This is a genomic window from Sphaerochaeta sp. PS, assembly GCF_032144095.1.
Classification (GTDB): Bacteria; Spirochaetota; Spirochaetia; order Sphaerochaetales; family Sphaerochaetaceae; genus Sphaerochaeta.
Genome location: NZ_JAVSNJ010000003.1, coordinates 224,781 through 244,970, shown reverse-complemented (window position 1 = coordinate 244,970; position 20,190 = coordinate 224,781). Strand labels below are relative to the sequence as shown.

The window sequence follows — 20,190 nt, the reverse complement described above, 5'->3', positions numbered from 1 at the left end:
AAAAAGCTGACTTCGGTCAGCTTTTTTTATGCCATTCGCCATGGGAATTTTTTCCCTTTTACTGCTATGCTTGGAAGGGCATATGAAGAACCTGAAGAGACACCAATACATACTGATCAGCATCGTAGGGCTCATCATCATTGCCCTGCTGATGGTTGCTATCACCTTTTTCAGGCTGACACACACAAAGGTCTATGAACAGGTCTCCCAATACACCGAGCAGTTTGAGCTTCCCCAAGCGAGCTTTGACCTGCCCAAGGCCGTTGAAGAGCACAAGGCATTTACCATGGAATATCCTTCCGATGGGAAATTCACCATCCTCTGGGGAACAGACTTCCATCTCAGGCGTGGGCCGTTCTCAAACCGCAAAAAAGTATATGCCCTCCTGGAAAAGGCCTTTGCCGAGACCAAACCGAACCTCACGGTAATCTCAGGGGACCTGTTGTTCAGCCTCGATGCCAAAGCGATGCTCCAGGAATTTGCCCTGTTCATGGAGGAGCACCAACAGTACTGGGCTTTCGGCTTTGGCAACCATGACGGCGAATATCGTTATGACAGGGTAGCCCTTGGCACAATGCTTGGCTCCTATCCCCATGCCCTCTTCAGCAGAGGGGAAGAGTGGGTGTTGGGGGAGAGCGACTACACGATAGCACTCACCCAGGAAGGGAAACCCGTACAGGCAATCATGATCCTGGACTCCCATGACCACCGTCTCTATGCGACGGGAAAAGGGCCTGACTATATCTATCCATCCCAGATTGCCTGGTACCGTTGGGTAGCTGAGGGCCTGGAGGATGTGCCCCTCTACACATTCCTCCATATTCCATTGCCAGAATACCGCTTGATGTGGGATAGTGGAAAGGCAACAGGGGTCATGTTGGACAGGAAGGTCAACACCCCCTGGGAGAATACCGGCCTATTTCAGGCCATGGTCGAGACAGGCACTACAGTCGCAGCCTTTAGTGGCCACGACCATCTCAACGATTTTTGGGGAGTTTGGGAAGGAATAGAGCTACACACAGGACGAAGCGCAAGCTACGGTTCCTACGGTACGAAAAACCACGCAAAAGGGATCAAGACCCTCACTCTGCATAAGGATGACCCTACAAAACTTGAGGTTCACACCTATACCGTTGACGATTGGCATCTCTGATACCGCTTATAGGAGGTTTGCATGCAACATGAGATCACCAAGGCAGTGCCCCTTCTCGATGAAAAGGGACATGTCCAGGAGCAAGGTTGGGCGAGAAGGCCCTTCTGGCACTATTCGAGGAAAGCCATCAAGGCATCCAAGCTCACCATCAAGGAGTGGGACTACTACGCCTTCATAAACCAAGCCCAGGGCTATGCGATCACCGCGACAGTCAGTGACCTGGGGTATGCAGCCCTATTTGCCATCTCCTACTGTGACTTCGCCAGGAAGGCGTGTGCCCAGACCGATGCAATCATCTTCTTCCCTCTGGGAAAGATCGGCCTAAGCCCCTCTTCGACAGAGGATAGCCAGCTTTCCTGGGCAAACAAGGACCTGCGCTTCGCATTTGTGAAAAAAGGGGAAGAGAGGCACCTGTTGTTTGCATGTCCCGCCCTGGTCCTCCCCGATGGCTCTGTTGGCCTGGATGTCAATGTGACACTGGTTCAGAAACAGGAGATGGAAAGCATCAACATCGCCACCAGCTGGAAGGAGAACCGCAAGGCCTTCTATCTCAACGAAAAAGTCAACTGCATGCCAGTCCGTGGTACCATCCGCCGGGGAATGGAGAAAGAGAATCTCCTGTTGGGAGAGGCTTGGGCTGTCCTGGATTGGGGGCGTGGAAGATGGACATACCAAAACCGGTGGTTCTGGAGTTCTGCATCGGGCCTTGTTGAGAATGTGCCATTTGGCTTCAATTTGGGCTATGGATTCTCTGACCGAACCCCTGCAAGCGAAAACGCCCTCTTCTATGATGGTGTCGTCCATAAGCTAGACGAGGTGACTTTCCATATTCCTGAGGGCGATTACCTCCTCCCCTGGACTTTCACTTCGACCGACAATCGCCTGAACCTCCAGTTCCAACCTGCTGCAGACAGGGCCTCCACCACAAATTTCCTCCTGGTCAAGTCGATCCAACATCAGGTATTCGGGTATTTTTCGGGAACGGTTGTGCTCGATGACAAGACAGAACTTACCCTCTCCCAGTTTGCGGGCTTTGCAGAGGATGTCTTCAATAGATGGTAGGAAAATGAATTATTAAAATGCGTTTGTCTTGAAACAACTTTTGTAATTGTATAGACTGGTCCGACATATATGTATTTCGCGGCTGTCCAATACTCATGCAGCCATTTAAATATCAGGAGATCCATGTCAGACTTAACAAACTTTGCGGAACTAGGACTGTCCGCACAAACTATCGCTGCGCTCAAGGCCAAGGGCTTTGAGGAACCAACCAAGATTCAGTCAGCGTGTATTCCGCTCCTTCTCAAGGACCAAGTAGATGTAATCGGCCAGGCACAAACAGGTACAGGAAAAACTGCAGCCTTCGGCCTTCCCATTCTAGAAATCGTAGACGCCTCTGCATACCAGGTTCAGGCACTTATCCTCGCACCAACAAGAGAGCTCGCTGTCCAGACAGCTGAGGAAATAAACTCCCTCAAGGGCGACCGCCATTTGGAGATTGCTGCCGTATACGGCGGTGCTTCCATGGAACTGCAGCTTCGCAAGCTCCGTAGGGGTGTGCATGTTGTAGTCGGAACCCCAGGACGTATCCTCGACCACCTCAGAAGGGGTTCCCTCAATCTGGAACACCTGAAGTTTGTTGTCCTCGATGAAGCCGACGAAATGCTCGACATGGGCTTTGTGGAGGATATCGAAGAGGTCCTCAAGCAGACACCCGAAAACAAGCGCATGCTCTGTTTCTCTGCCACCATGCCTGCCCCGATCCGTAGGCTTGCAGAAAAGTTCATGAGAAATCCTGAACACGTACAGATAGCAGCCGACTCGGTGACCAGCAGCCTTACCGACCAGATCTTCTTTGAGATACGGGAATCTGACAAGCTCGAGGCTCTTACCAGGGTCATCGACATGGAAGAGAGCTTCTATGGCCTCATCTTCTGTCGTACCAAAATACAGTGTGACGAGCTTAGCCGTCAGCTATCGGAAAAAGGGTACGATGCAGAGCCGCTTCATGGCGACCTCTCACAAAAACAGCGTGAGCTTATTCTCGGCAAGATGCGTGACCACTCCATTAGCATCGTGGTTGCCACTGACGTAGCAGCCCGAGGTATCGATATCCAGGATCTTACCCACGTAATCAACTTCTCCCTACCCGAAGACACAGAGGCCTATATCCACCGTGTCGGTCGTACAGGAAGGGCTGGCAAGAAGGGTACTGCAATTACCTTTGTTGCTCCCCGTGAGTTCAAGCGTTTCTCCTTTATCATGAAAATGACAAAGTTTGACATCCGCAGGGAATCCGTGCCAGATGCAAGGGATATCATTGACATCAAGCGTTCAAGGATCCTTGCCACCCTGACAGACCTTGCTGAAAAGCACTCAGACAACGATATGTTCATTCCCCTTGCCCAGCAGCTGCTGGAAGGCAATGACCCTGAACAACTTGTAGCATCGTTACTTGAACACTTCTATCGTGACCAGCTTGATGTCTCCAAGTACCAGTCCATTGGCGGAAGCCAGAGGTCCAGGGATGACCGTGGGGATGACCGCCCAAGCACCCGCTATACCGAAGAGGCAGGCTTTACCCGCCTGTTCATCGCCAGGGGACGCAAGGATGGTTTGGACAAGAGACAGCTCATCGACTACCTTATGGAACAGGTCGGTGCTGAAGACAGGGATCTGCAGGATGTTTCGGTTCGGGACAACTTCTCCTTTGTCTCTGCCCCCGCCGAAGTAGCAGAGAAGATCATCCAGGCTTTCTCTGACAGAGGCTCAGAAGGCAGGCCGCTCATCACCAGGGCCAAGCCAGACAACCCCAATGGGAAGAACCTCTCAGGAAGGACCAGAAGTGATCGTTTTGAGGATCGCCCCTATCGTGACAGTCGTCCCCGTAGCGGTGGCTATGACCGCCCCCGTACTCCGAGACGCCGGGAAGACAGTGATTTCCAACCCTATGGTCGTGATACACGCCAAAGTGAAGAGAGTCGCCCTTCCTATGATGATCGTGAGAGGTTCAGCTCCCGACCCCGCTCCTCGAAGAGCAACACCTCCTCCTTTCCGAGGAAAAGTGGCCCTTTCAAGAAGCGCTATAATGACTAACTGATCAAAACCCCCTAATCCTCAACTGGTTAGGGGGTTCTTCTTTTCCAAAATTCCATCCACAAAGAGAATACTTGGGTTCCATTTTCTCTTCTAGCTATGGTATGATGACCCTTGAGAGTCTCTCCAACTCTTGGTTGAAACCCTTCAGCCAAATCCTCTAAGAGAGCTGCTTGTTAGGAGTACCATGAAATTCGATGCCTTGTCTTTCGTTGGAAAGCATAGCAAAACCACCTTGATATGCATTGCCATCATTACCCTATTTTTCCTCTACCATGCAGTGTCACTTGAACTCAGTGGCGATTATTCAGACCTGCTCTATCAGATAGAGGACACCACGGTCTTTGAAGGTGGTGTGGGCCAGATTCCTTCCACACAGCAAGGTTCCGATACCAATCCCATCACCCTCGATACCCAGGTGCTCAACGCCAATGGACAGCTGCGCGCAAGTGTAGAGCCCCCACTTGTCCAGGATCAGGAAACTGAGGACTACCCCTACACCTCTTCCTATCTTGTGATGGTAGAATCGAAAAACCTCTATACAGCCGAACATCTCTCCCTCATTGAAAAGACCATGGCAGAACTGAGTGCAACCAAGGAGTTGAGTGAAAGCTCCTCCGTACTCAACTTTGTCACCCTGGAAAAACGAGGCACGCGCCTGACAAGTGTCCCCTTCGCCCCGAACCAAGGCAGGGCTCTCTGGACAGATGAGGAGGCGGCCATCCTGAAAGCCAGGGTTGCACAGGACCCGATCATCAAAAACTACCTGGTCAGCGAAGACATGACCTGCATGCTGTTCTCCTTCCAGACCTCCTCCCTTACCGAAGCCAGGGAGAAGGAACTCTCGCTCATGGTGCAGGATCTCAGGGATGCTGGCTTGTTGGTATACATCAATGGGAGCGCCGTAATATACAACCGCCTGATGTACTATCTGAGCAGGGACCTCAATACCCTGCTGGGGCTCTGCGCCCTTGCCATCCTGTTGGTCTACTACTTGAGCTTCAAGGCAAAGCGAAGCATGCTGCTGCCTTTCTCGATGTCAGTGATAGGCATCATATGGACATTCGGGACGATGAAGCTGTTGGGATACGCCCTTACTGTGGTAAATATCGTCACTCCGTGCATGGTCTTGAACCTTGGCTCATCCTATGCCATCCATGTAATCGGTGAGTACTATGCAGACTATACCAGCGGGATAGACTCAATAGAATCCACAAAGAAAATCCTGAAGACCATAGCCTTTGCCTGCATCACCACGGTAATCGGGTTCCTGAGCCTCCTCTTTTCCAAGACCCCCGCCCTCAGGGAGTTTGGCATCACTGTAGGCCTTGGAGTCACCTACTGTGCAATCCTCTCCGCAACCTACCTTCCTGCCCTTCTCTCCTTGGTATCACCCCCCAAGCCCCTGCAGCTGGAAACCTACAGCCAGGGATACCTGGCACAGGCAGTACACTTTACCGGCAACCTTGTGCTGCGATGGTGGCCACTGTTTGTAGTCGTCTGGATGGTGGTGATAGCAGGGTTCTTCATGACGAAGGACCTGATCCGCATCAACACAAACTATATGTCCTATCTTCCGGCAAAGGATAGTTTTGGAAGGGATTCCAGCCACTTTGCGGAAAGGATGGGTGGTGATGCCCCTTTTGTAATCACCATAACAGCCCCGGACCAAGAGAAGAACTTCTTTTTGCAGAGCAACAATCTCTCCAAGGTTTACCAATATGAACAGGCGGTATTGCTCCAGAGCAGTGATGTCAAGCAGATCATCTCCTTTGCCTCCTATGTAAGCTTTGCCAACAAGGTCTATAGTGGTGAGGATGGCATACCCACCTCTTCTGGATTGCTCAACCTGCTGAGCAGGATGGTCATCCTGATGAACAACCAAAGCAAGGCTGACCTGAGCGCAATCCTCAATGAGGATGCTTCTCAGATCTCGCTGTTCATCCAGAACTACGATTCAGTCGATGATGACCTCATGACAGTCGCCAGTGCAGCCAGGGTGGAAAAGGTCCTCCAGACAAATCTTCCCCTTCTCCCCCAAGGCACACAGCTGATCATCAGAGGGGAGCCCAATGCATCGCTGCGATTCTCCAACATGCTGCTCTCCGACCAAAAGAAGAGCACCTACATCAGTTTCCTCCTGGTATTCCTCGTTGTGTTGGTGGCATTCCTCTCCCTTTCCCAGGCACTCTTCTCCCTTATCCCCATCCTGACGGGAGTAATGGCGAACTATATCTTCATGTATCTGTTTGGGATCCCCTTCGATATGATAACGGTTACCTTTGCCTCTGTGGCTGTAGGGGCAGGGATAGATGACGCCATCCACTTCCTCTTGCGCTACAAGAACAATCTCGCTCGGTATGACCTTCCTGTACCAGAGGTCATCTCCATCACCATCACCGAGACAGGGAGGCCGATCATACTGACTACCCTCTCCATCATAGCGGGGATGCTGATGTTCCTCTTTGCCTCATATACCCCTGTCCGGTATTTTGGAAGCCTCATGAGCATAGCCTTGCTCAACTGCATGCTTTCCACTCTCCTGATCATGCCTTCCTACATCATTCTTGTTTCTAAGATACAGAACCGGATACGAAGAAAACCTACGCTCGGCATCTAGCAAAAACCAGTTGCTTCCCTCCCTTGTCGAGGGTAGTATGGGCAAAAGAGTACATCATAAAGGAATACCAATGATCGGAGCATTTTTATATGTCGATGCAGGCAAAGGACACTATGTCCCAGCAAAAGCCTTGGCCGAAAGTATGGAAAAGAGAGGCCATAAGGCTTTGGTTGAGGATATGTTCCTGGCATGCAACTCCCCTTTTTGGGCATTCTACTGCAAACGGGAATGGCGTTTCATGCTCAGGCACCCCAAGATCGAAGGTATCTACCACAGGGCGCATGACACCAAGCTCATAGCTGCCCTCTTCCGGTTTCTCTCCACACATATGCATCTCAAAAAGGATTTCTTGGCCTGGTACAATCTGAACACCCCCGATTTCATTGTCTGTACAAACTTTCTGGGAGCGAATGTCATCACACCCATCGTCCAGAAGCTCAGGTTGGAGATCCCCGTCTTCTCCTATGCCGCCGATGCCTTCAACAACCCCACCGCAGGCTTCAACAAGAGGCTGGACCTCATGTATATCCCTACCTTTCTGGGTAGGGACCTGCTGATCAAGAAGGGTCATCCAGAGGATCGGGTGAAGGTCTGCCCATTCCCACTCAAGAGTTCCATCCAGAACCTCAAGGTACTCAGCAAACAGGAAGCAAGAAGGCTCCTCAACCTCAAGGAGATGTTCACCATACTCCTGAATTTTGGGGGTGAGGGCATCGGCAATACCGAGTTTGTCTATGAGGTTGCCAGAAGGGGCCTCCCCTGGCAGGTGGTTGTAGTTGGGAAACTCACAGCTTTTACGAAGAAAAGATTCGCTTTTTTCCAGAAACAATACCCTGACTTCTCTCTCCACACCCCAGGATTCATTGACAATATCGGCGAGTACATCTATGCCTGCGATGTCCAGGCTGGCAAGGCAGGAGCCAATGCCCTTATGGAGAGCATGGCGCTCGCCCGGCCTTTCCTGGTATCGGACCTGCTGTTTGCTGCACGTGACACCACAACATTCCTGAACAGGTATCAGGTAGGATGGTGTGAGAACAAGACTGCAAAACAGGTAGACATCCTTCAGCAATTCTATGGCGACAAGGAAGAACAGGACCAGATGAAAAAACGATTTTCTGCACTCCCCCTTCGTTTCAACAGCGATGCCTTTATGGATGATATCTATGAGGAGGTAGAGAAATGGAAAACTGCAAGGACGAGCCCCTCCGCACAAATAGGATAAGCTTCTTCAGCCAACCCTTGCCGTTAGCTCTCATTTCGCATATTCTACAAGCATCATGAAGATAGCACTGTTATATGTGGATGCAGGAAAAGGCCATATCACCCCTGCCAAGGCGCTCTCTGACGCCTTTGAGGAACTTGGTCACACCACTGTAGTCTCAAACCTCCTGTTGGAGGCATGTAACGCTCCAGTGGTCAATTGGATGAGCAAGCACAACTGGAGAATGATGCTCCATTTCCCCCGTGTAGAGACATTTGTAAACCACAAGACGGACTCTTCCTTCAATACCAGAGTTCTGCGGTTTCTTTCCACCCACTCCCATGGCCCAAGGGATTTCAAGCGATGGTATGAGGCAAACAAGCCTGACTGTATCGTGGTTGCCCATTTCTTGGCAGCCAATATGATAAAACCCATGGTTGACAAACTGGGCTTGCAGATTCCCGTATTCGAATATGCAGCAGATGTATTCTTTACCCCAAACATTGGCATCAGCGGAAAGCTCGACAAGCTCTACATCTGCACCAGACTGGGGAAGGAACTCTCCATTGCACAGGGTCAGCCTGAGCATACCATCTCCCTCTGCCCGTTTCCCCTGAAGAAGGCCATGATGGGCCTGCAGCCCCTGAGCAAGAGCGAGGCCCGCTCAAAGCTAGGGTTGGCTGAAAAGTTCACCGTCCTGCTCAACCTAGGGGGAGAAGGGATCGGGACTGCTGAATTTTTGGAAGAGGTCCATAAAAGAAAACTGGACTGGCAGATCATTGCCGTTGGGTTGCTCAGTACCAGCACCATGCTGCGCTACAAGCTGTTCAAGGAGATACATCCACACTTCTCCCTCCACACACCAGGGTTTGTGGATAATATCCATGAGTATATCTGCGCCTGCGATGTGCAGGCAGGAAAGGCAGGAGCCAACGCCCTTATGGAGTCCCTCTTTCTCAAACGTCCGTTCCTCGTTTCGAACCTGCTCTATGCGGCCCTCCCGACAAAGGAATTCATGAACCGGCATAAGGTAGGCTGGACTGAGGATTCCGTAGTGAAACAGGTCAATATCCTCCAGGAGTATGAGCAGGACAAGGAGGAACAGGAAAGGATGCAGCAGAGGTTTGCCCACCTCCCCCTCACCTTCGACAGCATAGCATTCGCCCAGATGATCCTCTCTGACACCAATGCGTATTACGGGAAACTGGCAGGAAAAGAAGAGAGTGCAAGGGAAGAGAAGCTTCTGGATTTATGAGAAATCAGAAGGTGTACCCTACCCCCATATAGAGCTGGATGTCATAGGTAGGGGTCCAGTCTGCAATTCTAGCCAAGAGGTCGAGCCCAGCATGGGCTTCCCAGCCCTCAGAAAATGAGGTGGAACCGGAGATGCCTGCATCGATGTAGTGCGTTACACTTCCGGAAGGCGTTCTTTTGGGCATATCCAGCTTCCAGGGGCTATCCAAGGCCATAGCCCCATGGGCCATGTAGAATAGGGTTCCTTTGACAGACCAGGCACCGTACTCTTTGTAGCCTACCTCCAGGTTCCCTACAATGGCGTCACCTCCATTGCGATATCCCAGAAATTCCTGGTCGTAGATCAGCTGGTCTGAAAACCACCGTCTGAGCGCAACGACAAAGTTAAGGGAATCAAGCCAATCACTGTCGGTCTGAGACGTATTTCCATCAACGCTTCGCAGATAGAGGTAGGGGTCGGTATAGACACCTTCCAACGATCCATAGAGAATTCCTTTGGACAGTGGGGATGCATATGCAAGGCCTAGCATGTACCCAAGGCCATCGGGGTGCCTACCAGAGGTGAGATTCCTCTCCACAGATCCAAACGCCAGCTCATCGACTGCAAATTGGGCATACATATTCCAATGGGGAATGATGGCAACATCCATTTCCATCGAGGCGATGGAGTTGGTATCACTGCGAATGAAGTAGTTGTGATAGAGCATCATGGGATTGAGTACCCTGAGGTCAAGTGCACCGTTCTTGGGCTGGTACATAAGACCTTCACTTAAGACAAACCCTACTTTCCCTCCAAACAGCCTCCATTCAAGCCTGTGGCCCATGAACATTTTCAATCCCTTCAAAGGTCGCCCCTGTCTGTATCCCCCAGGAACATCTGTCTCCCAAATTTCGTCAGGATGGGGGAAAAATGAGGTTACAAAGGTAAATTTGAAGGTATCGCCATACGCCGTAAAACGTCCTTGGTTATGATATTGCACATGGTCGCCTAGCATGAAGTTTCCTGTCATCCCAGGTCCCCATGAAAGCTTGTCACGCCCAACTTCCAAAAGCCAGCCCTCCCCACCCCATGCTGAAAAGGCACGATAGGGAATGTTGGCATCAAGTTGTGTAAGGCCCTGCAAGCTATTGGTAAAGGTGGATTCTCCATACAGGGAGGAAGCCCCTGAGGTAGGAGAATTCCCTCCATCATACTTTCCTGCTGTAAGGGAGAACTCTGCAAAACTGTAGAAGTGCTGAGAAACAACAATTTCGAGAGGGACGGAGAGCAAAGGCCTCCGGCTAGCATGGTTATACTTCCAATCGTCATCACTCGTATAATTGGTAGTATTGGTATGGAGGTACCCCTCTACAGCAACAGTTGCTCCAAGGGAGAATGAGGGCTTGGTTTCAGAAAGAATAGTGAGCGCATACTGATAGGTTGCCCTGGAAGCGGGGCTAAGAGCATACCCATCGAGGCGATGCAACATCATGAGAAGCTCATCACCGCTCCAAGGCCCTGCAGACGAGGGCATGGCAAGCCCTTCTATGGTATAGAGCTGTCTAAGAGCCTGATATACAGGAGTATCTACAGGATAGACTGTTGTTGCGTTGGCATACAATGACGAGAGAGAGAAGAGAAGCAAAGAGACCCCTAGTATGGAGATTATCCTTCGCGTTGCTATCCTTCTAGAAGAACATCCCCATGCCAATGAAGAGTTCAAACTCAATCTCGGTAAACTTAATCTCATTATCTATAGCTTTCCTTACACTTGAAAGATTAAAGCCCAAGGAGCCTCTGATTGGGTACGAGGGAAATTTGTTGACAATTGCCCAGCCGTCCAACCCAGCTGTGGAGAGAATGATTGGCTTCTCAAGATTTTCTGGATTTGGGAAGATTCCAATGTCGACAAATGGACTCGCATAGGACTTTGCAAAGCCGAAATCAATGAAGGTGGTAGTCAGGTTCATGTTGATGATGGCACCATATTCCCGTAGGCCTTCCAACCCCAAATCCTCAATGGTACTGGTAAGGTATCCTCGCAACGAATCGGCAATGGTTTCTTCTTCGTAAAGGTCCTTGCCTTTAGGGTCGGCAATAAAGCCTGTAACCTGGATGGAGGGATTAAACCAGCTGGTAACAAAGGGAAACCATTTGACAGTACTTTCCACAGACCAGGAGGTCTTGGTAGCCCAATATTCATCCTGGGGATAGAGATCCGCCAAGTAAGTAAGGGAGAAACTAGCACCTTTTCTGAAATTCCCGTGCCAGTTGATATTTGATTTGCTGACAGAATTGGTAAACAAATAAGAGTACGGTACAGGGTTTTCCATTGGCGAATAGTGGAGGGTCGGCGCAACGGAGGTTGACCAGGAAAGGCCAAAGGGAAGGGAGAACCCTGTGCCAAGGCTAGCACCCACATTCATGTAGTCAAACGTATCTGAGTCTGTAACTGCTTCAGACTCCATAAACAGCCTGAAGTTGAGAGGGTGACCGAAAAAGGTCAGGTCAAGTTGCTCAAGATAGGTGTAGGTATAGAGCCTTGTAAGGCCCTCATAATACCTGATCTTATTGGTAAGGGAGAAGAGGCTCTCATTTTGCCGGAATGGTCCAAGCGTCCATTGAATTCCAGCTTCTTCAGGATTCCAGGTGGAAAAATCTGATGAAGGTGCAAAATATCCCCAGGGTGAGATGTTAAGATTTGCACCAAAGATTTTTACATCGTCCCAATCGAGGGAAAAATCAAAATCGCCAGGATCTGGACTACCATTTTCGCGGAAATAGTTGAACGAAAACCCCAGGAAAGACTTGCCAATAGGGAGCGAGGATATTTTGAGCTCCACAGCATCTTGTCGTTTGTCCCATCCTGTGAGCCCCCCATTCCCCTGGGAAACAGTACCGCTGATGTACAGATCGCTGAAGGAGCCAAAAAGGTTCTTGTCGTACATCTTAACCCCAAGGCGGAGGCCGACTGTATCATTATCAAACTTGGGATAAGGGATTATGAGAAAGGTTGCAGCATCTTCAACGGTGAATTTTGCAACGTAGTAGGCTTTGCCCTTGCTGTAGGAATCCAATGAATACGCAACCTCTACGTCAGTAAAAATTCGTTTGTTGAGCAGTAGCTGTTTCTTGTCAAGGAGGGCGTCCATCATGGCTTGTTCTGTCAGGAAGACAGGGTCGCCACCAGCGGGTACAACCACACTACGCAAGGCAAAATCCTTGGTCTTCCCTTTCACGGAGAATTCATAGTCTTGAATTATATATTCGGAGACCTGGTCAGTTGTCACCAAAGGCTCCCCAGCAAAGAGAGCCGAAATAGAAAGGAGAAACAGCAGGCAAAGAATGCCTCTTTTTTGTGAGAGAATCTTCATGTCACCTCAGCCAACATACCGCTATACTCAAGACTTATCCGTTGCATACTAGATATTTTCCTAGGATGTGTCAAGAAAACAGGGCTATACTCTATACTCAAAGGTATTTTTCATACACTTTAAGCAGAAGTTACTATAGATACCACACGCATTTCCTAATAAAATTACCGCAAAGCCTTATAATAGTACAACATCACTGCCTACAAATAATTACAAAAACTCTGGATTGTCAGGAAACTAGTGCCGCAAAGCCCCATATTTTCTAAAGCCGTTCAGTGTATAGGAGATGAAATATCTACTTGCAGTACAAAGATTCAGTTTAAGGAATCTCCGATAGACTATCCATCGGTCTTTTGCAGCCTTTGCCTTATTCCCCGACCGGTTCTGTTCGTAGATCCTGTAGCGAACCAGCACATCAGCAACTCCTACTGCCTTGCGCCCAGCCTGGAAGAGCGTAAGCCAGTACACCATGTCCTCATGGGAGTAGGAACCATCCATGGTAAACTGTTTGCCTAACTGGGCCTTCATCACAACACTCGAGCACAGGATGAAGTTTTCCTTAAGAATTTCCTGAAGGGTACAGGTGGAGGGAACCATCTTAGGCTTTCCTATGGCCAAGGAATCCTTATCAATGAACGAGTAGCTCGAGTAGGTGAAATCCCCTTCCCCTTGTTCAAGGATGGCGATTTGTTTTGCAAGCTTTTCAGACTCCCAGATATCATCGCTGTCCAAGAACGCAATATATTCCCCCGAAGCCTGAGAGAACAGATAGTTGCGTGCATTTGCTACTCCCCCATTCTGTTCCAGGGAGAACACCTTGATACGTGAATCCTGCAGGGCTAGGTCCTTGAGGACAAAACCTGTGTTGTCTGTCGAAGCATCATTGGCAATGAGTATTTCCAACGAATCGTAGGATTGCCCTAAGGCAGACTCAACGCTTGCCCGAACTGTTCGTTCACAGTTGTATGCGGGGATCACAACAGAACAAAGCTTCTTGCACTCAGCCATAGAGCAATTCCTCCAACCTTAGAAATATATTTTTGTACCTACCGTCACCACATTGTCATAGGATGGACCATTCCAAGACAGGAACCCCACAGTATTTTTGCCATCGAAGGTTTTTCCCGCCGAATTTCCCCGTTCCCAAAGAGTGGTAAACCGGTATTCCAGGGAGACTTCGATAGGCATCTGGGCAAATTTCTTGGCTACCTGCAGCTCAAGAGTCAGTGCATGTTCAAAGGTATTGGCCCAAAAATCTTTGGGATTATAGGAACTTATGTCACTATATTTTACGAATTGCTCAACGGTGTACCCATACTGGCCACTACGGACCTGGTACTTTACCACAGTCTGGGTCTTCCAGCCCTGGGCAAACCCCAGGTCAAGCTGCAAAAGGAACTCCTGGGAGTTGGGGTTAAGGGGATAGCCGAGGTTCTCTCCCTTATTTACATAGGCAGTCTCACTATAGGTTTCGGAGATGAGGAAATCACCATTGTCATTGACTTCTATCTTGATGCGACCATTATCGGAGACCTTACTAGAACCAGAAGTGGGTAGCGCGAGGTATTCTGAGGGTTCCCCATTGCTATACTTAATGGTAATTGTATCAGTCCCATTATATGTATAGGTATTGCCACGTTTCGAGGTAAAAACAGATGCTATTCCATCCCCTTTCTCAAGTGTCCCCACCTGCTCCAGCATGGGATAATGGGAGTAGAAGAAGGGTGCCAGATAGGTCCACTGGAAGGTGAGGGAGGAGAAGCTACCGATCGGGAGGGGAATGGTTACCCCTGCCTGGAAGGCAAGGATGTTCCTTGGTGCGGTAAGCATCGTCTTCAGGCTTCCTATCTTGTTTAGTTCAGTGGTTGCCATGCTCCCATAGAAGCGTGCTTTTTTAGCCAGTGTGTAGTTGAAGTCAACGCCTGCAAGCATGTTGTCGATGTCACCCAGGTTGTTCTGCTGGAACATATAGATGGTCAGTGGATTGAGGTAGCCAAGTTCAAAGCGTTTCTGCCAGACTACACCTTCAAAGATTGAGAGGGTGAGGTTAGGAGTTGCATCCAACTCAATCCTGTGGGCACTGAAGTTGTTGTCGAACCGGTAGTAGGGCTTGTCATCGTTAAAATCATCCGAGAAGAATCTTTCGCCATCGAGGGTCTTCAGGGAGAACTTACCCAAGGAGCCATTTATGACCGTATAATGCAGCCATGAAGTGGCATCCAGCTGAATCTCGATACCATCGAAAGAACGGGCAGAGCCCGAGACCATCAGGTTGTTAAGCCCGGGACCCCAGTCGCGCTTGATGGATCCCCATCTGAGGTTGAGGTTGCCATCGAAGAGGGAAGCGGAAAGCTCTGGAGAGAGCGCCAGCCCGGTATAGAACGCTGAACTGGGAATCGTCCTCAATTGGGAGCCACCATCGAGCAGTTGCATGTAGAACCCTTCACCAGCAATCGTAAAATCGGTGGGAAGGAAGACATTGCTGTTCAACTTGTCCAACTGGAGCCCAAAGTTCATATTGTAGGAGATGGCCTCTCCCAAATCCCCTTTGATAAAGGCCAGGATTGAGTTTCTTGAATCATATTCCCTCGTTACCACATTGACTGTCTGGGTAGAGGCAAGGCTGACTCCAAGGGAAGCCCCTATCTTCTTCTCCTGGTCGTAGGTACGGAGGAATCCCGTGGAAAGCAGATCATCCACACTAGACTCTGCAAAACCGAAGGAATGCTCCAGCTCCTGTTGGAGATCTATGACCTCAGCAACCTCTGAAGGAGAGAGGCTCTCCCTGTTTTCCTCTATCTGCTGGAGAAGTGAAAGCACCTTTTTTGCACTATATGGACGGGTTGATACCTGACGTCCTATGAGGCCCCGAATCTCCGCAACATCCAGGATTCGATAGACCCGATGGTCGATCGGAACCGATGTATGGATCGCAGCATTCACAGATGAAAGCAAGATAACCCCAATACCAACCACAAAAACCAGTATTCTTCTCAACGAACTATGCATACAAACCACCCTATTCCATCTCTATTGTCGCAAGCTGAGCAACGAACCAATTCTGCAATGCAGTAATCCTTCTTTTGAAAGCAGAAGGAAGATCTACTTTATACCCAAGGACTGAGACCTCAGGGTCCCTACCCTCTATGGTAGTGAGTGCCGTTAGCAATACACCCTCATCCAGAAGATACGTTCCCATATTTATGGAGAGGTTCCCTTTGGGAACCGCTGTAAACAGGCCAAAGACCTTCATCGCACTTATATTCTGTATCGAGACAAATATCTCTTTATCACTGTTAGAGTAGGTATGGAGGTAACGGTTTCCTCCAAAGGACGAATCACGCTGAAATACATAGCTTTGAGCAGACAGTGGAAAGGTGGTGGCTACAGGATCGGGAAGCAATTTGTTCAAGTCCTTTTCGGTTTCCATATAGGCTGACTTCTCAATGAGAACCTTTGGCTTGTTCCCTGCCCTCCAAGAAATATAGATCAGCCCCTCTTGGGTAGAGATCGCACGGATCTTGTTGAAGATGGCCAGTTGCCGTTCTGCATCATTCATTGCCAAGAGCTTAGGGCCATAGGGTATGTAACTTACTGCAGCAATGGAAAAGCCATCCTCAAGACCTTGGGCAATTTGGGCCCTAGCAAAGGCTTCGCTTCCATCGACGAAATACGGGGTTATAGGTTCTCCATTGACGGACTCCCCATTAACAATTTCGCCTGCCTCGAGCTTTGCATACTGAGTTTCTCCCAAAAACGGCAGGACCGCCCTGATATCCGAGGCTGCCGAAACAGCCCCAAGAGTACAAACAAACAGAAGAAAAAAGACAACACTATATTTTTTTACCACATTACACTCCATTTTTAATACGCATTCTCATTAACAAATCCCCTAAAGAATGTAAAGAGTACAATTTTCAAGTCAAAAAAGAAACTCCAGTTGCGAATATAATACAGATCAAACTCAATACGCCGCTCCAAGGAGGTGTTTCCCCTCCAGCCGTTAACCTGTGCCCAACCTGAAAGGCCTGCCTTTGCCCGGTGACGCATCCTATAGCCAGGTATCTCATGACTGAACTTCTCCACCAGTTCAGGCCGTTCTGGACGAGGCCCGATGAGACTCATGGATCCCCCTATCACATTGAAGAGCTGGGGCAGTTCATCAAGACTGGTTCTTCGAATGAGCCTGCCGATTTTGGTAACCCGTGGATCATTCTCCTCTGTCCAATGAGTTGCGTCTTCTGGAATGTCTGACCTCATGCTCCTGAACTTGTACATGGTAAATACTTTGCCATCTTTGGTGACCCGCTTCTGCTTGTAGATGACAGGACCAGGCGAGGTTACCTTTATAAGGAAGCTGATTATCAATAGCACAGGAGAAAGTAACAAGACTCCAATAGCAGAAGCTACAATGTCAAACATCCGTTTCATTACCCGCTGAAAAAAACCAATCTCCGCGGCATTGAGACGGAGCATCGGAATCCAACGAAAGTCAGAAATCTGCGTCCCAATGTAGGACTCAGGGAGAGACGGTAGCAACACAACCTTCTCATTGAGCAGATCCAAAGCTTGGGCTACCATGGCCTCCTGACGGTCATACTCCTGACCAGGATACCCGATGACCACTAAATCCGGCTTAGTCGCAGCGACGGCATCCCAAAGTGTGGGATAGCTGAGTTGCTCACACCCCGCAATCTGCTGAAGGTCTCCATCATATTGGCCAAGGATCTTAATTCCTTGGGTCCGTTTGCTATGCAAGGCCTTTTCATATTCCGAAAGCTTCTCACCAAAGCCAACCAGGAGGATATGTCTGGTGTAGTTACCCTTCATATATGCTTTCTTGATAGAGCTAGAGATATAGGTACGCTCAATAACCAAAAAGATAATGACAAAAAGAAAATGCAATGCTATTGCGATTCGGCTTACCTTGTCGGAGAAAAGGAAATACAACATGATCACCAGCAACAGGAATGCCTGGAACGCAGCGGTGACAAGCTTAGTAGTCTCTTTTCGCCATGAGTGTTCCAACTCCTCAACATAGAGGTTTTTTCTGCTTATAAAAAATATGTACATCACCAACACGACTACAGAGAGCTGCACAAACAGGCCAAAGGAAGCAACCCTTCCTTCAGGCATCACATAGAAACGAACATATCCAGCCAGAAACCAGGAAGCGAGAACAGCAAGGCTATCCCCTAAAACCCTCAAAAAAAGAGGCGTGTAGATTCTTTTTTTCATACTTCAATATCCTTAAACCTTTTTCCAACACCTACTGACCTGAATTGGGGCAGATACCCCATTCCAAGATTTTCAAGTTCGAGAAACCCAATAGAATACTCTTTTTGCAAAATCTCTCCGCCTGGTCCCTCGGGGAAACAACCTCTGTACGAATGGTTGCTTCGCTTTCTTTGCATGTACAAGGTCCCCTACCCGCATGGAAAGAACCCTATCAGCAAACGTTGACCGATTTGCGAAATCCCAAAACAGGTAGGCGAAATCTGAGCCCGGAGCATCCCAGGGTTTCTCGAATCCTGCATAGTGGACCAACTTTGGTTGGCATCTTGCCTTCAAATATGCTTGCAGTACCATTCGAGGCCCCTTCTCTATGATGGGAAGCCTTCGTCCATTACAATCAACGACTGTATTCCAGCTAAGGTCAAGCAGATGCAGATGGCCCTTGCACTCCTTGTTCAGGATGTCTTGGTCATTGTACCGATATTTTCTCTCACCCGCCAAAGCCAACCATTCATCAACACTATGCAGTTTGTTCATCGCCTCAAGATTCAAGACAAGGACTCCTGCCTGCAGGTAGGGGTCCTTGTCGTCCATGTGCAAAACGTCACGCATATATGCAACGAGAGAGGGGTCGAGCTCCCTTTGTCCCGGGATTTCGGGGTCAATGGCAGCACCGATGGCAGCCGACCCCAGATCTGTCGCAAACAAGTTTGCAACGTCATCAAGAATGACAGTATCGCAATCGAGATATAGCACCTTTTCATACTCTGGCAGGATATCGGCAATGAGGAATCGGTAATAGGTTTCCATACTGATATGGTCGGTGCTGTTCTTCTGCAGTTTCCGACCTGACAACATGGCTGTTGGATTGAAAAATCTGAGGGATACAGTATCCCAGCGGCTACACATAAGCTCAAGGCGTCGTTTCGAGTCCTCTGAGAGATTCGATTCCAAAACGACAATGTCATACCAATTGGGAGGGCTTATGTGCTCCAGCATCGATTGCATACAGACACCAAGGAAGGGGGCAAACCGTTCATTGGACGCAAAGACCACAGGAATAGCCCCTTTCCTACAGCTTTGGAGGAAAAGAGGTGTCTGCGTCTCTTCAAAATAGACTGTCGGAAGTTTCTTGATCACAAGGGCAGGTGCAGTTTCCCGTTCTTTCTGCAGTACAAAAAGAGCGGTTATCATATGACCAAGGTGTTCAAGGGCAACGTACGATTCCAGACTGTACCCGCTGGTGTCCCTCTCTTCATGGAAGGCATCGAGCACACCAAACAGAAGGGAACAATACTCCTCGAACAGCTTTCGCTTCATGATACATAGGGATTGGCTTCCATACAAACTGCCATTGCAATATTCAACAGCCAAGCGGGCATATTCGGGATACGTTTTTGCAAGGATAGTATGAAACAGCTCAATATCCTGTTTTTTCAAGGAAGGGATTGATTCCAGGCGTGAGCGTACATTGACAAATGAGGGTTTTGCTTTTCTCAGGTCAATAGGCAAAGCAACAAGCAGATCGGAATCCCTAAGCGCCGCTGTCATTGCACGATCGTCAAAAAGGCCGTATCTCTCCAGGGATGCCTTACTTAGGTGAGGTTCACAGGTACTTGGGGAGGAGAGTGCTCCGGCAAAATTGAAATATTCAGCAGAAGTACAAAATCCAATGAAATCTGACTCCAATGCAACATCTATCTCACGGAGAGCAGAAAAGATGCCATATGGGGAAAGGGAACTAGTGTCCAGCAAGATGGGAACAAACATATCAGCAGGGGGAAAGACATCTTGCGATGTACCTGCCACTACAACGGTTATTGATGACCTCAAACCTTTCATGCTCCCCTTTCCTTGGATATTCTTACCTCTATAATACCATCAAAGCAGTGCTCTCGGTACCTTTTTCAGTTGAAAGAAGGGTATCTGACAGTTTTTGGCACCTTGGCCCGCCCCCCCTCGCTTCCAAAGCACATTTCAGATACGCAGATGGTCGTCATACCGGTCGCTGAGAATCTTCCTGCAGTAGGAATTCTTCTGCTTGAGAATTTTTGAACCCCGGGTAATCTTGCACAGCGAGATGCCATGGTTGGCAGCAATCTCCCTCTGGGGGATGCCACGGTAGAGGTCTTTCATCAGGTTCCAACGTAAGGCAATATCCTTTTGTTCGCTGGGGGTAAACATCTCCTCAAAAAGCTGACGCATCTGCTGTTCATCGGTTGTCTTGGCAAAGATCCTAACCAGATCCTCAAAATCGTTTTCCATGTGTTACCC

14 protein-coding genes are annotated in these 20,190 nt (G+C 49.1%); 6 read left to right on the top strand and 8 right to left on the bottom strand.

The window, feature by feature from the left end; translation table 11 throughout:
• Nucleotides 1-82 precede the first annotated feature (82 nt).
• From ROJ03_RS05615 to ROJ03_RS05590, 6 genes are all read left to right on the top strand, one after another.
• Entirely contained in the window at nt 83-1,153 is a 1,071-nt protein-coding gene (locus ROJ03_RS05615; RefSeq protein ID WP_313726024.1) for a metallophosphoesterase, read from the top strand.
• 21 nt (nt 1,154-1,174) lie between these two features.
• Nucleotides 1,175-2,215: a DUF2804 domain-containing protein gene (locus tag ROJ03_RS05610; protein ID WP_313726023.1), complete on the top strand. Its 1,041-nt coding sequence runs from the start codon at nt 1,175-1,177 to the stop codon at nt 2,213-2,215.
• 123 nt (nt 2,216-2,338) lie between these two features.
• Nucleotides 2,339-4,249 carry a DEAD/DEAH box helicase gene (locus ROJ03_RS05605; RefSeq protein ID WP_313726022.1) on the top strand — a complete coding sequence of 637 codons (1,911 nt, stop codon included), beginning with the start codon at nt 2,339-2,341 and terminating at the stop codon, nt 4,247-4,249.
• A 187-nt stretch (nt 4,250-4,436) separates the two neighbouring features.
• Nucleotides 4,437-6,869, top strand: a complete 2,433-nt coding sequence (locus ROJ03_RS05600) for an efflux RND transporter permease subunit (RefSeq protein ID WP_313726021.1) — start codon at nt 4,437-4,439, stop codon at nt 6,867-6,869.
• 70 nt (nt 6,870-6,939) lie between these two features.
• Nucleotides 6,940-8,094, top strand: coding sequence for a UDP-N-acetylglucosamine--LPS N-acetylglucosamine transferase (locus tag ROJ03_RS05595; protein WP_313726020.1), 1,155 nt, complete (start codon nt 6,940-6,942; stop codon nt 8,092-8,094).
• 55 nt (nt 8,095-8,149) lie between these two features.
• Nucleotides 8,150-9,328, top strand: a complete 1,179-nt coding sequence (locus tag ROJ03_RS05590; protein ID WP_313726019.1) for a UDP-N-acetylglucosamine--LPS N-acetylglucosamine transferase — start codon at nt 8,150-8,152, stop codon at nt 9,326-9,328.
• A gap of 4 nt (nt 9,329-9,332) precedes the next feature.
• Here the strand turns inward: ROJ03_RS05590 and ROJ03_RS05585 are convergent, their stop codons facing one another.
• The 8 genes from ROJ03_RS05585 to ROJ03_RS05550 form a co-directional block, all read right to left on the bottom strand.
• Nucleotides 9,333-10,952, bottom strand: a complete 1,620-nt coding sequence (locus ROJ03_RS05585; RefSeq protein WP_313726018.1) for a hypothetical protein — start codon at nt 10,950-10,952, stop codon at nt 9,333-9,335.
• A 43-nt stretch (nt 10,953-10,995) separates the two neighbouring features.
• Nucleotides 10,996-12,597, bottom strand: coding sequence for a hypothetical protein (locus ROJ03_RS05580; protein WP_313726017.1), 1,602 nt, complete (start codon nt 12,595-12,597; stop codon nt 10,996-10,998).
• Between the two features lie 321 nt (nt 12,598-12,918).
• On the bottom strand, nt 12,919-13,689 hold the full coding sequence (locus ROJ03_RS05575) for a glycosyltransferase family 2 protein (protein WP_313726016.1): 771 nt from the start codon (nt 13,687-13,689) through the stop codon (nt 12,919-12,921).
• Between the two features lie 18 nt (nt 13,690-13,707).
• Complete coding sequence (locus tag ROJ03_RS05570; RefSeq protein WP_313726015.1) at nt 13,708-15,690, bottom strand: hypothetical protein; 1,983 nt, start codon at nt 15,688-15,690, stop codon at nt 13,708-13,710.
• Nucleotides 15,691-15,700: 10 nt separating this feature from the next.
• Complete coding sequence (locus ROJ03_RS05565) at nt 15,701-16,531, bottom strand: DUF6675 family protein (protein WP_313726014.1); 831 nt, start codon at nt 16,529-16,531, stop codon at nt 15,701-15,703.
• 14 nt (nt 16,532-16,545) lie between these two features.
• The gene (locus ROJ03_RS05560) at nt 16,546-17,919 is read right to left on the bottom strand and encodes an undecaprenyl-phosphate glucose phosphotransferase (RefSeq protein ID WP_313726013.1); all 1,374 of its coding nucleotides are present in this window, start codon (nt 17,917-17,919) and stop codon (nt 16,546-16,548) included.
• Nucleotides 17,920-17,991: 72 nt separating this feature from the next.
• Nucleotides 17,992-19,758, bottom strand: coding sequence for a glycosyltransferase (locus ROJ03_RS05555; RefSeq protein WP_313726012.1), 1,767 nt, complete (start codon nt 19,756-19,758; stop codon nt 17,992-17,994).
• Nucleotides 19,759-19,893: 135 nt separating this feature from the next.
• Nucleotides 19,894-20,181 carry a Trp family transcriptional regulator gene (locus ROJ03_RS05550; protein WP_313726011.1) on the bottom strand — a complete coding sequence of 96 codons (288 nt, stop codon included), beginning with the start codon at nt 20,179-20,181 and terminating at the stop codon, nt 19,894-19,896.
• Between the last annotated feature and the right edge of the window lie 9 nt (nt 20,182-20,190).

Bases quoted from the DNA above. Each gene is read 5' to 3' on its own strand.
- ROJ03_RS05615 (WP_313726024.1), top strand. From the start codon at position 83: ATGAAGAACCTGAAGAGACACCAATACATACTGATCAGCATCGTAGGG.
- ROJ03_RS05610 (WP_313726023.1), top strand. From the start codon at position 1,175: ATGCAACATGAGATCACCAAGGCAGTGCCCCTTCTCGATGAAAAGGGA.
- ROJ03_RS05605 (WP_313726022.1), top strand. From the start codon at position 2,339: ATGTCAGACTTAACAAACTTTGCGGAACTAGGACTGTCCGCACAAACT.
- ROJ03_RS05600 (WP_313726021.1), top strand. From the start codon at position 4,437: ATGAAATTCGATGCCTTGTCTTTCGTTGGAAAGCATAGCAAAACCACC.
- ROJ03_RS05595 (WP_313726020.1), top strand. From the start codon at position 6,940: ATGATCGGAGCATTTTTATATGTCGATGCAGGCAAAGGACACTATGTC.
- ROJ03_RS05590 (WP_313726019.1), top strand. From the start codon at position 8,150: ATGAAGATAGCACTGTTATATGTGGATGCAGGAAAAGGCCATATCACC.
- ROJ03_RS05575 (WP_313726016.1), bottom strand. From the start codon at position 13,689: ATGGCTGAGTGCAAGAAGCTTTGTTCTGTTGTGATCCCCGCATACAAC.
- ROJ03_RS05570 (WP_313726015.1), bottom strand. From the start codon at position 15,690: ATGCATAGTTCGTTGAGAAGAATACTGGTTTTTGTGGTTGGTATTGGG.
- ROJ03_RS05560 (WP_313726013.1), bottom strand. From the start codon at position 17,919: ATGAAAAAAAGAATCTACACGCCTCTTTTTTTGAGGGTTTTAGGGGAT.
- ROJ03_RS05555 (WP_313726012.1), bottom strand. From the start codon at position 19,758: ATGAAAGGTTTGAGGTCATCAATAACCGTTGTAGTGGCAGGTACATCG.
- ROJ03_RS05550 (WP_313726011.1), bottom strand. From the start codon at position 20,181: ATGGAAAACGATTTTGAGGATCTGGTTAGGATCTTTGCCAAGACAACC.